Annotated in this window: 16 protein-coding genes; 15 read left to right on the top strand and 1 reads right to left on the bottom strand. The window is 36.4% G+C overall.

The features are described from left to right. From ADM33_RS11660 to ADM33_RS10150, 11 genes are all read left to right on the top strand, one after another. Positions 1-230: hypothetical protein (locus ADM33_RS11660; protein ID WP_049504961.1), on the top strand; the 230-nt coding region annotated here is incomplete at its 5' end. A 66-nt stretch (positions 231-296) separates the two neighbouring features. After that, on the top strand, positions 297-944 hold the full coding sequence (locus ADM33_RS10105; RefSeq protein ID WP_049504963.1) for a hypothetical protein: 648 nt from the start codon (positions 297-299) through the stop codon (positions 942-944). A 71-nt stretch (positions 945-1015) separates the two neighbouring features. Further along, positions 1016-1813: a formate/nitrite transporter family protein gene (locus ADM33_RS10110; RefSeq protein WP_049504965.1), complete on the top strand. Its 798-nt coding sequence runs from the start codon at positions 1016-1018 to the stop codon at positions 1811-1813. A 389-nt stretch (positions 1814-2202) separates the two neighbouring features. Further along, entirely contained in the window at positions 2203-3000 is a 798-nt protein-coding gene (locus ADM33_RS10115) for a formate/nitrite transporter family protein (RefSeq protein WP_049504967.1), read from the top strand. A gap of 80 nt (positions 3001-3080) precedes the next feature. Next, the gene (locus ADM33_RS10120) at positions 3081-4355 is read left to right on the top strand and encodes a DUF2130 domain-containing protein (protein ID WP_049504969.1); all 1275 of its coding nucleotides are present in this window, start codon (positions 3081-3083) and stop codon (positions 4353-4355) included. 9 nt (positions 4356-4364) lie between these two features. Beyond that, positions 4365-4808, top strand: a complete 444-nt coding sequence (locus ADM33_RS10125; protein WP_049504971.1) for a GNAT family N-acetyltransferase — start codon at positions 4365-4367, stop codon at positions 4806-4808. A 31-nt stretch (positions 4809-4839) separates the two neighbouring features. After that, on the top strand, positions 4840-5643 hold the full coding sequence (locus tag ADM33_RS10130; RefSeq protein WP_049504972.1) for an alpha/beta fold hydrolase: 804 nt from the start codon (positions 4840-4842) through the stop codon (positions 5641-5643). A 3-nt stretch (positions 5644-5646) separates the two neighbouring features. Then, the gene (gene truB, locus ADM33_RS10135; protein ID WP_049504974.1) at positions 5647-6525 is read left to right on the top strand and encodes a tRNA pseudouridine(55) synthase TruB; all 879 of its coding nucleotides are present in this window, start codon (positions 5647-5649) and stop codon (positions 6523-6525) included. 176 nt (positions 6526-6701) lie between these two features. Beyond that, positions 6702-7193: a DUF536 domain-containing protein gene (locus ADM33_RS10140; RefSeq protein ID WP_049504976.1), complete on the top strand. Its 492-nt coding sequence runs from the start codon at positions 6702-6704 to the stop codon at positions 7191-7193. A gap of 69 nt (positions 7194-7262) precedes the next feature. After that, entirely contained in the window at positions 7263-7853 is a 591-nt protein-coding gene (locus ADM33_RS10145; RefSeq protein WP_049504978.1) for a 3'-5' exonuclease, read from the top strand. A gap of 8 nt (positions 7854-7861) precedes the next feature. Next, the gene (locus ADM33_RS10150; RefSeq protein ID WP_049504980.1) at positions 7862-9625 is read left to right on the top strand and encodes a glycerophosphoryl diester phosphodiesterase membrane domain-containing protein; all 1764 of its coding nucleotides are present in this window, start codon (positions 7862-7864) and stop codon (positions 9623-9625) included. Between the two features lie 46 nt (positions 9626-9671). Here the strand turns inward: ADM33_RS10150 and ADM33_RS10155 are convergent, their stop codons facing one another. Continuing rightward, complete coding sequence (locus ADM33_RS10155; RefSeq protein WP_049504982.1) at positions 9672-9971, bottom strand: YbaB/EbfC family nucleoid-associated protein; 300 nt, start codon at positions 9969-9971, stop codon at positions 9672-9674. A gap of 364 nt (positions 9972-10335) precedes the next feature. On the opposite strand from ADM33_RS10155, the gene ADM33_RS10160 reads away from it, so the two are divergent. The 4 genes from ADM33_RS10160 to ADM33_RS10175 are packed head-to-tail and all read left to right on the top strand — an operon-like array spanning position 10336 to position 13820. Continuing rightward, positions 10336-11043 carry an IspD/TarI family cytidylyltransferase gene (locus ADM33_RS10160; protein WP_049504984.1) on the top strand — a complete coding sequence of 236 codons (708 nt, stop codon included), beginning with the start codon at positions 10336-10338 and terminating at the stop codon, positions 11041-11043. 4 nt (positions 11044-11047) lie between these two features. Next, complete coding sequence (locus ADM33_RS10165) at positions 11048-12070, top strand: ribitol-5-phosphate dehydrogenase (RefSeq protein WP_049504986.1); 1023 nt, start codon at positions 11048-11050, stop codon at positions 12068-12070. Between the two features lie 12 nt (positions 12071-12082). After that, positions 12083-12952 carry a phosphotransferase family protein gene (locus tag ADM33_RS10170; protein ID WP_049504988.1) on the top strand — a complete coding sequence of 290 codons (870 nt, stop codon included), beginning with the start codon at positions 12083-12085 and terminating at the stop codon, positions 12950-12952. Then, positions 12942-13820 carry a DMT family transporter gene (locus ADM33_RS10175; RefSeq protein WP_049504990.1) on the top strand — a complete coding sequence of 293 codons (879 nt, stop codon included), beginning with the start codon at positions 12942-12944 and terminating at the stop codon, positions 13818-13820. Before ADM33_RS10170 ends, ADM33_RS10175 begins: the two co-directional genes overlap by 11 nt. The last annotated feature ends 8 nt before the right edge of the window (positions 13821-13828 follow it).

Raw genomic sequence — 13828 nt, forward strand, 5'->3', positions numbered from 1 at the left:
TTATTCTTTTTAGAAAAAGGATTGTTCCTCTAGCTGAAATTAGACAGATTGATATTGATTACGTTCGAGGGAGAAGAATGAATGGGGACAGGTATCATCTGTACTTTACAAGGAAAGATGGAAAATCTTTTACTTTTCATTTTGGAAAAAGCAAAAGAAACGAGGAGTTAGTGAAAAATCTTGCCAATGTGGCCAAGAAGTGCCATATTAAAATCTATTATTATTATTAAGAGTCGATTGCTAAAATTGGATTGTTGTCACTTGTGACAATTGTCAAAGCCAGGAGAGTAGCTAATATGAATCAACTACAAGTAATAAGACAAGATAAACAACTAAGAATTTTATGGATGCAAGAATGCGATATTCTCTTTTATGACCAGTTGAAAGAGGTTGAATTTTCTCAGAACAATGAAGTTTATTCTCTTTCGCCCATAGCCTTTGCTAAAGACGGCAGCGGGGGAGAATATGTAATTCTTGAAGATCAGAGTATCGGCTTTATAGGGAGTGAAGGCCAAGTTGGTCGGGTAGCAGAAAGCCTTGATGACTTGCTTACTTTCTTAATTCATGCTGGTTCTATCTCAGACTTTTCTTGTCGGTTACTCTACCAAAACAAGGATTTGTTGGCAAAATTCTGTCAGGGATTTATCAACAAAGCACGACAAAATTACCAGTCAAAAGGCGAAAAGTGGGACAAAGTGAGAACTCTACTTGCACAAGAGTTGGGACTTGAATTTCAGCCAGAAAAACTGCAAGAGTTAGCCTTCAATTTTTATCAATCAGCGATAAGAACTCCACTATTTACTTGTAAATATGGTCATGGTGAGAATGAATATGTCTGCGATTCTGTTTTGTCAGATATTGTCGGCTTGTGGGTTTCAGAGCTGGTAGGGTTGACTGCAGAAGAAATTGAAGCTTTTGCAAACACTAAAAACAATCAAATGTAAAGGACAAAAATTTATTTCCACTTAAAATGTTTTATGTTATAATATTAACAATGATATTTTAAGGGGTTTATATGAGTTCGTCAGAATTTATTTCAAAGATTGATTATTATTGCCATAAGAAAGAAAGTTTATTTGACCAAAGTAAGTTTAAATATGCCATTCGCTCGATGTTTGCCGGTGCTTTCTTAACCTTTAGTACAGCCGCTGGTGCCATAGGTGCTGATCTACTCAATAGCATCGTTCCAAGTGCTGGTTATTTCCTATTTCCCTTTGTATTTGCTTGGGGACTTGCCTATATCGTTTTCTTGAATGCCGAGTTGGTGACATCAAATATGATGTACTTGACAGCTGGAACATTTTTGAAGAAGATTGATTGGAAAAAAGCTTTTATCATTTTACTTTATTGTGCCTTTTTCAACTTAGTTGGCGCTCTGTTAGCAGGTTGGTGCTTTGCTAATTCATCGGCTTTTTCACACCTGACACACGACAGTTATCTTTCAAAGATTGTAGCCAAGAAGTTGGCACGACCTAGTGAGTTGGTCTTGTTGGAAGGGATTTTGGCAAATATGTTCGTAAATATTGCCATTCTGTCTTCAATTTTGGTTAAGGATAGCAATGCCAAACTCTGGATTATCTTGTCAGCTATTTCTATGTTTGTTTTCTTATCTAACGAGCATATTGCAGCCAATTTTTCGTCTTTTAGTATTATTAAATTTAGTATTGTAGCTGATCAGATTGCAAACTTTGATATTCCAAATATCCTCCGTCATTGGAGTGTTACCTTCATTGCTAACTTGATAGGTGGAGGATTCCTGATAGGTTTACCATACGCTTATCTTAATAAAAATGAAGAGACTTATGTTGATTAGCACTTAGCTCTTACTAAATAAAATGAAAATCAATAATAGAGGAGGTCGGTGAAAAAAATCCAGACCTCGATTTTTTTTTCAAAGAAGCTTTTGATAAAAACGTTATTTTCTCTGTCTATAAATTCAAACAAATTATTAGTACATGGACTTTAGCTGAAAATCAAAGAGACTCTTTTGTAAATTCATATAGAACAAATTAAAAACATATAGTGAATATATAAAGTAGAGAATTTGAAAATAAAGAGTTGAAAATATTAAATATGCTGATACAAAGCAAATGGAAACGATTGCTAAAAGTGATAAAAATATTGTAAATAGAATTAAGAAAGCCTTCCCATAATTTCGATTTTATGTTATAATATTCACAAATAAAAGTTTTAGGAGTTTATATGGTTTCTTCAGAATTTATCTCAAAAATTGAGTTTGCTTGTAAGAAAAAGGAAAGTCTTTACAGTCAAAGTAAAATCAAGTACGCTATCCGTTCAATGTTTGCTGGTGCATTCTTAACATTTAGTACAGCAGCTGGTGCAGTTGGAGCTGACTTGATTAATAAGATTGCTCCAGGTAGTGGACGTTTCCTCTTCCCATTTGTTTTCGCTTGGGGATTGGCTTACATTGTCTTCTTAAATGCTGAGTTAGTAACATCTAACATGATGTTCTTGACAGCTGGTAGCTTTTTGAAAAAGATTAGCTGGAGAAAAACAGCTGAAATCCTTCTATATTGTACACTCTTTAATTTGATCGGTGCTCTTATAGCAGGTTGGGGCTTCGCCCATTCAGCAGCTTATGCAAACCTAACACATGATAGTTTTATTTCTGGAGTTGTGGAAATGAAGTTGGGCCGTTCAAATGAACTAGTCTTGCTTGAAGCTATCTTGGCTAATGTCTTTGTAAATATCGCAATTCTTTCATTTGTTTTAGTCAAAGATGGTGGTGCTAAACTTTGGTTGGTTCTTTCAGCAATTTATATGTTTGTATTCTTAACAAACGAGCACATTGCCGCAAACTTTGCATCATTTGCTATCGTGAAATTCAGTGTTGCTGCTGATTCAATCGCAAACTTCGGTATTGGAAATATTCTTCGTCACTGGGGTGTAACCTTTATTGGTAACTTTATTGGTGGTGGTCTACTGATGGGATTACCTTACGCCTTCTTAAATAAAAACGAAGATACATACGTAGATTAAAAGTTGGATTCATTCCAACTTTTTCTTTTTGTTTTTCCATGCTATAATGAATGTAGAATAGATAAATATAGAGGAATAACATGAACGAGATTAAATGTCCCAATTGTGGCGAAGTATTTACAGTCAATGAAAGCCAATATGCAGAACTGCTTTCTCAAGTTCGAACTGTAGAGTTTGATAAGGAATTACACGAGAGAATCAAGCAAGAGTTGACATTAGTGGAACAAAAAGCCTTAAATGATCAACAAGCAAAACTGGCTCAAAAAGATCAAGAAATTGCCCAGCTTCAAAGTCAAATTAACAACTTTGATACAGAAAAAGAATTGGCAAAAAAAGAGGTAGAGCAAAGTGCTAGTCAAAGCTTGCTAGAGAAAGAAAAAGAAGTCCAAGCTCTCGAAAATCAATTGGCTACCTTGCGCTTGGAGCATGAAAATCAACTACAAAAAACTCTTTCTGATCTTGAAAAAGAACGCGATCAGGTCAAAAATCAGCTCCTCTTACAAGAAAAAGAAAATGAGTTGTCTCTAGCTTCTGTTAAACAAAACTACGAAGCCCAGCTCAAGGCAGCTAGTGAGCAGGTTGAATTTTACAAGAATTTCAAGGCGCAACAATCAACCAAGGCAATCGGTGAAAGTTTGGAACACTATGCGGAGAGTGAATTCAACAAGGTTCGAAGCTTTGCCTTTCCAAATGCCTACTTTGAAAAAGACAACAAGGTTTCAGCACGTGGTTCTAAGGGCGATTTTATCTTTCGTGATTTTGATGAAAATGGACTAGAATTCATTTCCATCATGTTTGAGATGAAAAATGAAGCTGATGGGACAGAGAAGAAACATAAGAATGCGGATTTTTACAAAGAGTTGGATAAGGATCGTCGTGAGAAAAACTGTGAGTATGCAGTTTTGGTAAGTATGCTTGAGGCTGATAACGACTACTTCAATACTGGGATTGTCGATGTTAGCCACGAGTATGAGAAGATGTATGTCATTCGTCCCCAGTTCTTTATTCAGTTGATTGGACTTTTGCGAAATGCTGCCCTTAATTCTCTTAAATACAAGCAGGAATTAGCACTTGTTCGTGAACAAAATATTGACATTACGCATTTCGAGGAAGACTTGGATGCTTTCAAGGTAGCCTTTGCTAAGAACTACAATTCAGCTTCGGTCAACTTCGGCAAGGCCATCGATGAAATTGACAAGGCCATTAAACGGATGGAAGAAGTCAAGAAATTCCTGACCACATCAGAAAACCAACTGCGCCTTGCTAACAACAAATTGGATGATGTTTCCGTTAAAAAATTGACAAGAAAAAATCCAACTATGAAAGCGAAATTTGATGCCTTGAAGGAAGACTAGGAGGATCCTATGCAGATACGAAAAGCAACCATGAAAGATGCTGAAGCCCTACTGTCTTTATACGAAGACTTGGGCTATCCAACGACCGCTTCTAATCTGTCTCGACGTTTAGAAATGATTCTTTCTCAATCACATTATGGCTGTCTTCTAGCTGAAAGAAACGGAGAAATTTTAGGTTTCTTAGGTTATGCAAAGCTCTTCTTTTTTGAAGAAGATGGATCTTACTATCGTATTTTAGCTTTGTCAGTTGCAAAAGAAACAAGACGACAAGGAATTGCTAGTAGGCTAATCGATGAATTGAAAAAACAAGCTGTAAAAGAAGGAGTTAAGGCACTGGCTCTAAATAGTGGATTAACCGCTGAACGAAATGCTGCACATCAGTTTTATCAGGCAGTTGGATTTGAAAAAGTGACTGCCGGCTTTGCCTTGCATTTAAAAACTCAGCATAGATAAATCGTGAAAAAATAGTAGAGGGAACGAAGTAATGTCTTCAACAAAAGGGAAAACCTTATATTTTAACGATAAGAGCATGGACTATGTGACCTTTGGTAAAGGAAAGAAGTCTCTCGTTATCATACCAGGGTTGGGGGATGGGATTCAGACGGTTAAAGGTATGGATATGTCTTTTTCAATCACATACCGTATACTTGCCAAACGTTACAAAATTTATGTTTTTTCTCGAATCAATGAGCTGAGACAGGGCTATACGACGCGAGATATGGCAGCAGATGTAGCAGAAGCAATGGAGGTATTGAATATTACCAGTGCCTATGTTATGGGGATTTCGCAAGGTGGAATGATTGCCCAATGGCTAGCTGTAAACTTTCCAGAAAAGGTTGAAAAGTTAGTTTTGGCTGTTACAACTGCAAAACTAAGTAATCTAGGTAGGGATAGAATTAGTTGTTGGCTGAACCTGAGTCAAACAGGAACTTATAAAGATCTGATGATTGATATCGCTCGTCATTCTTACACGACTAAATCCTTTGGAAAATTTAAATACCTTTATCGAATAATGGGAATTTTTGGTCATATTAAAGATAAACAACGTATTGATATTCAGTCTGTATCTTGTTTGAAACATGATAGTCTAGATTTTTTGGAAAAAATCAACTGCCCTACGTTAATCATTGGAACAGAAAAAGATGATGTTCTTGGCGTAGATGGTTCGTTTGGATTGCATCATCATATCAGAGGTAGCCAACTGATTATTTTACCAGGGTGTGGACATGCACTCTATGAACAGAATAAGGATTTCCAAAAAAGAGTTTTAGTATTTTTAGAAAGTTAATCAATGAACGGTATTATCAACTTAAAAAAAGAGGCGGGGATGACCTCGCATGATGCAGTTTTCAAGCTGCGTAGGATTTTAGGAACTAAGAAGATTGGTCATGGAGGGACTTTAGACCCTGATGTTGTCGGTGTTTTGCCGATTGCCGTCGGTAAGGCAACCCGCATGGTTGAGTTTATGCAGGACGAAGGTAAGATTTACGAGGGTGAAATTACTCTGGGATATTCTACAACAACCGAGGATGCTAGTGGTGAGGTGGTTGCTGAGACACCAGTATTGTCTCCTTTAGATGAAAAGCTTGTTGATCAAGCGATTTCTGGCCTTACAGGACCTATCATACAAGTTCCTCCTATGTACTCCGCTGTCAAGGTCAATGGGCGCAAACTTTATGAATATGCGCGTGCTGGTCAGGAAGTGGATCGTCCAGAACGTCAGGTGACGATTTATAGTTTTGAACGAACAAGTTCCATTTTCTATGAAAATAATCTGGCTCGATTTACCTTCCGTGTAAAATGTAGCAAAGGGACTTATATCCGGACCTTGTCAGTTGACTTGGGAGAAAAACTTGGCTATGCAGCTCATATGTCTTATTTAACACGAACAAGCGCTGCGGGCTTACAGTTAGATGATGCTTTGACCTTGAATGAAATTGAGGAAAAGGTTCAAGCTGGTGAGTTAGACTTTCTTCATCCCTTAGAGATTGGTACAGGTGACTTAGTTAAGGTTTATTTGACCCCAGAGCAGGCTGAAGAAGTGCGTTTTGGTCGCTTTATTGAATTGGAGCAAACTGAGAAGGAATTGGCTGGTTTTGAAGGTGATAAGTTATTAGCCATTTTAGAGAAACGGGATACTCTTTATAAACCAAGAAAGGTTTTCAATTGATTAGGACCGGTGGTAAAATTGCAAACTGATGTTTAGTTTAAAAAAGCTGAAAGACAATTTAGTTTAGAAGAGAAATTGTTTTGAAAAAGGGTTGAAAACACGGTGATATTTGACAGTTTTGCTTGCTTATGATAATATTTAAATAAAGAAAAGCTAGAAAACTTTCAGAGGATATTATGAGTATTGAGATGACTGTAAGTGAGATTGCTGAGGTTTTGGGCTTGTCCCGCCAAGCAATCAATAACCGTGTCAAGGAATTACCTGAAGAAGATACGACTAAAAATGATAAAGGAGTCACTGTGGTAACTCGCAGTGGCTTGATTAAGCTTGAAGAAATCTACAAAAAAACTATTTTTGAAGATGAACCTGTTAGTGATGATGTGAAGCAACGTGAATTAATGGAGATTCTTGTTGATGAAAAGAACGCTGAAATCATCCGTCTTTATGAGCAATTAAAGGCTAAAGACAAACAGTTAGCTGAAAAAGATGAACAGATGCGTGTCAAAGACCGTCAAATCGCAGAAAAAGATAAGCAATTGGATCAACAACAACAGTTAACCCTACAAGCCATGAAGGACCAAGAAACCCTTCAGTTGGAGTTGGATCAGGCTAAGCAAGAAGTACAAGCAACGAAGAAAGGCTTCTTTGCTCGCTTATTTGGAGGATAAGAAAAAACTGCTTGGTTTCTAGATATAACCAAGTAGTTTCTTTTTCAAATACAATAAGGAATGGATAAGATGGAAAAATTAAGAGATTATATTTCATTTGATTTGGAATTTAATAAACACCAAGATAAAACTCACTTGATTCAGGTATCTGCAGTCCGTTTTAAAGATGGTGAAGAAGTAGGAGCATTTGACTCATATGTTCATACCGATGTACCATTGAAAAGTTTTATAAACGGCTTAACGGGTATCACGTCTGAAACCTTGAAAGATGCACCGATGGTGGAGGAAGTTCTTAAGAATTTTCAAGACTTTGTTGGTGAATTACCCCTTGTTGGTTATAATGCAGCCAAGAGTGATTTACCAATCTTACTAGAGTATGGATTGGATTATAGTCGTCAATATCTAGTCGATCTCTATGATGAAGCTTTTGAGCGACGGAGTTCGGATCTTCACGGCATTGCAAATCTAAAATTACAGACTGTTGCTGAATTTTTAGGATTCAAGGGGCAGTCTCATAATAGTTTAGAGGATGCACGAATGACTGCGCGTGTTTATGAAGCTTTTCTAGAATCTGATGAAAGCAGAATTTTACTGGACTCCAAGAGTAGCCTGAACTCTAATCCTTTTGGTGGACTAGATTTGTCACAGTTTTTTGATTAGGAGGTTTTATGAAACCTGAAAAACCTAAAAAATTGGGTTTTAAAAAGATTTACCTCAATCTTGATAAAATCCTCTTTCTATTTTTTCTAATCTTCATGCTGGTAGACTATATTTGGTTGCCACTGAACTCATTGATAGCAGGTTTTTTACTAAGCCAGACGGGCTATTTATTTATTTCCTATAACAATGTTTTTGAAATTTTAAAACATGCGCCTTTAGTCAGCCTTGGGTTTTTAATCTTAATAGCCATTAACCTTTTAGTAGCCTATTTTCAAATTAGTCTCCTCTTTATTGGGGCTCGACACCTTCTTTATCACGAGAAACGAACCTTGATTGAGTATAGTCGCAAGGTATTTCGTGAAAGTATAGCCTTCATGAAACGTCTGACTGTTTCCAAGGCCTTGTTTATCTTCGTTTATATTGCTATGATTTTTCCGTTTATCAGGAAGATTTTTAAAATTTATTATTTTAATAAAATAGTGATACCTGAGTTTATTCAGACCTACATGGAAGACAAATACTGGATGTGGTGGATTGGTATTATCATCTTGTCAATCCTCTTCCTATGCGTTTCTGTTAAGTTGGTTTTTGTTCTACCAAAAATCTTTTTTGAAAAGATGACGGTTAAGGAAGCAGTGGTTTACAGTTTAGAAAAAACCAGAAATCATTTTTGGTTTTACGCTTGGCATCTCTTTCTCATTGTTGTCAAAACAAATCTTTTCTTTTATTTACCTTTAATTCCTCTATTGATGATCCAGTCTTTAGCAGATGGTCTCACACACCGAGAATCATTGATTCTAGCTATTTCAAACTATATTTTGATTAAAAATATCCACTATATGTCTTTAACCTACTTCTTGGTTAAGTTTACCTCCTTTTTAACTGGTGAGGAGTTGGATATTATGCCAAGACGGAAAAAGGACCATATTATGAGATGGGGTGTAATGGGGTGCGCAAGTATCTTCTTTGCGATTGAAGGCTATATTTATCTCGAAGCACCCGTAGTCAATCCTCCACTTGTCATCTCTCACAGAGGAGTTTCTAATGGGAATGGTGTCCAAAATACAGTTGAATCCTTAGAAAAAACAGCTCAGTTAAAACCAGATTTAGTTGAGATGGATGTGCAGGAAACCAAGGATGGTCAGTTTGTCATGATGCATGATGCGAACCTAAAAAGTTTAGCGGGATTAAATGTAACACCACAAGACTTAACTTTAGATGAGTTGAAGCAATTAGATATTTATGAAAATGGTTATCAGACTAAAATATCTAGCTTTGATGATTATATAAATCGTGCCAATGACCTTCATCAGAAATTGCTGATCGAAATAAAAACAAGTCGAAAAGATAGTGCTCAGATGATGGATCATTTTCTAGATCAATATGGAGCAAAAATTAAAATCTATGGGCATCAGATGCAATCTTTGGATTATCATGTTATTGAAAAAGTTACCCAGTATGATAAAGAGATTCCAGTCTATTTCATACTGCCCTATAATTCCGTTTTTCCAAGAACAAATGCTACAGGTTATACCATGGAATATTCTACCTTAGATGAATATTTTGTAACCAAGCTTTGGAATACAAAACAAAAACTCTATGTATGGACAATCAATGGTTCGGAATCCTTTGATAAGTCCCTACGTTTGGGAGTTGATGGTATGATAACAGATGATTTGGAAAAAATTAAAGAAGAGCTTGAGACCGCTCAGGAAGATCCTGAATATACGGACTTGCTTCTCAAGAAAGCAACAGAAATATTTACTTTCTAGGTAAGACAAAAGAGGCTGAATTGAACATCAGCCTCTTTTTATACTATTAGAATGGTAATTTACCAGCAAAAGCCCCTAGTTTCTTTTTAGTTGCTTCATCAATTTGCTCAAGAGCAGCATTGACTGCTTGAACTGTCATATCTGATAGAGTTTCAATATCTTCTGGGTCAACAACTGCTGGATTGAAGTCAATCCTAACAATTTTCTTGTCTCCTGTTAGTGTAGCAGTTACAAGGTTTTGGGCAGAAGTTCCAACAAATTCTGTAGCAGCAAGTTCAGCTTGACTTTGCTCCATTTGTTTTTGAAGTTTTTGAGCTTGACGCATCATGTTTTGCATATTCATCATGGTGGTATATAGCTTCCTTTTCTATTATTTTCCCTACTATTTTAACAATTTTAACTAGAAAAGTCTAATTTAAATCTAAGTATTATCTTAGAACCAACTTTAAACTTTAAGGTTTCTTTAAGGTTTCTATACTATTCTGAAGAACTCTATATTAATAGAATTGATTAGATCTTGATAGGAGAAATGAGAAAATCATTTGTATTTTATAAAAGAAAGTTCACTAGGAAGAAATAATGTTCAGATTAAGGTTTAAAAAGAGCGTTTTCTAGGCATAAAGTCTTTGTATTTCTTTCAAGATAGAGCCAGATTGTGATATAATAGTTAACAATAAGTTTTTTTTAGAATGAACTAAAGGAGTATAAAAATGATCTACGCTGGAATTTTAGCGGGTGGCACTGGCACACGCATGGGGATCAGTAATTTGCCTAAACAATTTCTTGAGTTGGGAGATCGCCCAATCTTAATTCACACTATTGAGAAATTTGTTTTGGAACCAAGTATTGAGCGAATTGTAGTTGGAGTTCACGGGGACTGGGTGACACACGCAGAAGATTTAGTTGAAAAATTCCTTCCACTCCATAAAGATCGTATCATTATCACCAAAGGTGGTGCAGATCGAAATTCTAGTATTGAAAAGATCATCGAAGCCATTGATGCTTACCGTCCAATCGCAGAAGATGATATCGTGGTCACTCATGACTCTGTTCGTCCTTTTATCACACTTCGAATGATTCAAGACAACATTGAACTGGCTAAAAATCATGATGCTGTCGATACCGTGGTTGAAGCAGTCGATACCATTGTAGAGAGTACAAACGGACAATTCATCACAGATATTCCAAACCGTGCCCATCTCTATCAAGGACAAACTCCACAAACCTTCCGTTGCAAGGACTTTATAGATCTCTATGGTTCTTTATCAGCAGAAGAAAAAGAAATTTTGACAGATGCATGTAAAATCTTTGTCATTAAGGGAAAAGATGTAGCCTTGGCTAAGGGTGAATACTCTAACCTTAAAATTACAACAGTTACAGACTTGAAGATTGCTAAAAGCATGATTGAGAAAGACTAAAGACATGATTAATCAAATTTATCAACTGACAAAGCCAAAGTTTATCAATATCAAATATCAAGAAGAAGAGATTGATCAAGAGAATCAAATCCTTATTCGACCAAACTATATGGCAGTTTGTCATGCGGATCAACGCTACTACCAAGGTAAACGCGATCCAAAAATCTTATCAAAGAAACTTCCAATGGCTATGATCCACGAGTCTTGTGGAAAGGTCATTTCTGATCCAACTGGTACTTATCAAGTGGGTCAGAAGGTTGTCATGATTCCAAATCAACCACCTATGCAGAGTGACGAGGAATTTTATGAAAACTACATGACTGGAACTTATTTCCTATCGAGTGGTTATGATGGGTTTATGCGAGAATTCGTTTCTCTACCTAAGGATCGTGTGGTAGCTTACGAGGACATCGAAGATACAGTAGCTGCAATTACTGAGTTTGTCAGTGTGGGCATGCACGCTATGAATCGCTTCTTGACGGTTTCACATAGCAGACGTCAGCGTATTGCAGTGATTGGGGATGGTAGTCTAGCTTTTGTCATGGCTAATATTATCAACTATACCTTGCCTGAAGCAGAGATTATCGTCATTGGGCGCCACTGGGAGAAATTGGAACTCTTCTCTTTTGCTAAAGAGCTCTATATTACGGATAGCATCCCAGAAGATCTTAGTTTTGACCACGGTTTCGAATGCTGTGGTGGTGATGGATGCGGGCCTGCTATTAATGACTTGATTCGTTACATCAAACCACAGGGAACCATTCTCATGATGGGCGTTAGCGAGTATAAGGTTAATATCAATACTCGTGATTCCTTGGAAAAAGGTCTACTATTAGTTGGCTCTTCTCGTTCTGGAAGAGTTGACTTTGAAAATGCAATACAGATGATGGAAGTTAAAAAATTTGCAAATCGTCTGAAAAATATCATTTATCTGGAAGAACCAGTGAGAGAAATCAAGGACATTCATCGTGTTTTTGCAACAGACCTTAATACTGCCTTCAAGACAGTATTTAAGTGGAAAGTCTAATGGAGGATTATTGTGAAGGAAATCGTTAAAGAAAAGATTGTTTCTTTATTAGCTGGTGATGAAGAAATTCAGAGCGTTGAACAGTTGGGTGGAATGACTAATCAAAACTATTTGGTTAAAACATCCTCAAACCAGTACATCGTTAAGTTTTTCGGTAAAGGTACGGATAAATTAATCGACCGCCAGAATGAAAAGTACAATCTTGAATTGTTGAAAGATTTAAAATTAGATGTAGAAAATTATCTTTTCGATATTGAAGCAGGAATTAAGGTTAATCAGTACATTGAAAATGCTGAAACGCTTGATTCAACTATCATTAAAACCAAATTTGAAAAGATTGCGCCAATTCTACAAACGATTCATGCGTCTGGTAAAGAATTAAAAGGAGAGTTTGCTCCATTTGAGGAAATCAAAAAATATGAATCCTTGATTCAAGGAGAGATTTCCTATCCAAACTATGAAGCTGTCAGAAAATCGGTAATTTCTCTAAAAGACCAACTTGAAGAAATTGGAATTGAGAAGAAATCTTGTCATATTGATTTGGTTCCAGAAAACTTTATTGAAGCGCCAGATGGACATCTCTACCTCATCGATTGGGAATATTCTTCCATGAATGACCCTATGTGGGACTTGGCAGCTCTCTTTCTAGAGTCTGAATTTACACCGGAAGAAGAGGAAGAATTTCTAGCTTATTACGAGAGTGAACAGACACCAGTTTCTAGGGAAAAAATTCGTATTTATAAGATTTTACAAGACATTATTTGGAGCCTTTGGACTATTTACAAAGAAGAAAATGGTGCAGATTTTGGAGATTATGGAATTTCTCGTTATAATAGAGCTGTTAAAGGTTTGACATATTATGGAGGTTCAGATGAAAAATAAAAATGGAGTTTCCTTTGGTCTACTATCAGGTGTATTCTGGGGATTAGGATTAACTATTAGTGCTTATATTTTTTCAATCTTTACAGAGCTGTCACCTTTTGTAGTAGCAGCAGCACACGACTTTCTTAGTATTTTTATCTTGCTAGGATATCTTTTAGTTAAAGAAGGAAAAGTACGTTTTTCAATCTTCTTGAACATTCGAAATGTTAGTGTCATTATTGGAGCATTATTAGCTGGGCCGATTGGTATGCAGGCCAATCTCTATGCGGTTAAGTATATTGGTAGCTCTTTAGCTTCTTCGGTTTCAGCAATTTATCCTGCAGTTTCTGTCCTTCTGGCCTTCTTTATTTTAAAGCACAAGGTTTCTAAGAATACAGTATTTGGAATTTTATTAATCATTGCTGGAATTATTGCTCAGACCTATAAAGCAGAGCAAGTGAATTCTTTCTATATTGGAATTTTATGTGCCTTGATTTGTGCTCTGGCTTGGGGAAGTGAAAGTGTTCTAAGCTCTTTTGCTATGGAAAGTGATCTTAGTGAAATTGAAGCCCTCTTGATTCGGCAAGTTACATCCTTCTTGTCTTATCTTGTTATTGTGCTCTTCTCGCATCATTCATTTGCAGAAGTGGCTAATGGGCAATTGTTTGGTTTATTGATAGTCTTTGCAGCATTTAATATGATTTCTTACCTTGCCTACTACATTGCTATCAATCGATTGCAACCAGCAAAAGCAACTGGTCTAAATGTCAGTTATGTTGTATGGACTGTTTTGTTTGCAGCAATGTTCTTGGGAACACCTCTGACAGTCTTAACAATCATTACTTCATTTGTTGTAATGGCTGGTGTTTACATTATTATTAAAGAATAAAGGAGAAA

Origin of the sequence: Streptococcus oralis (genome assembly GCF_001075875.1) — a bacterium.
GTDB lineage: Bacteria > Bacillota > Bacilli > Lactobacillales > Streptococcaceae > Streptococcus > Streptococcus oralis_I.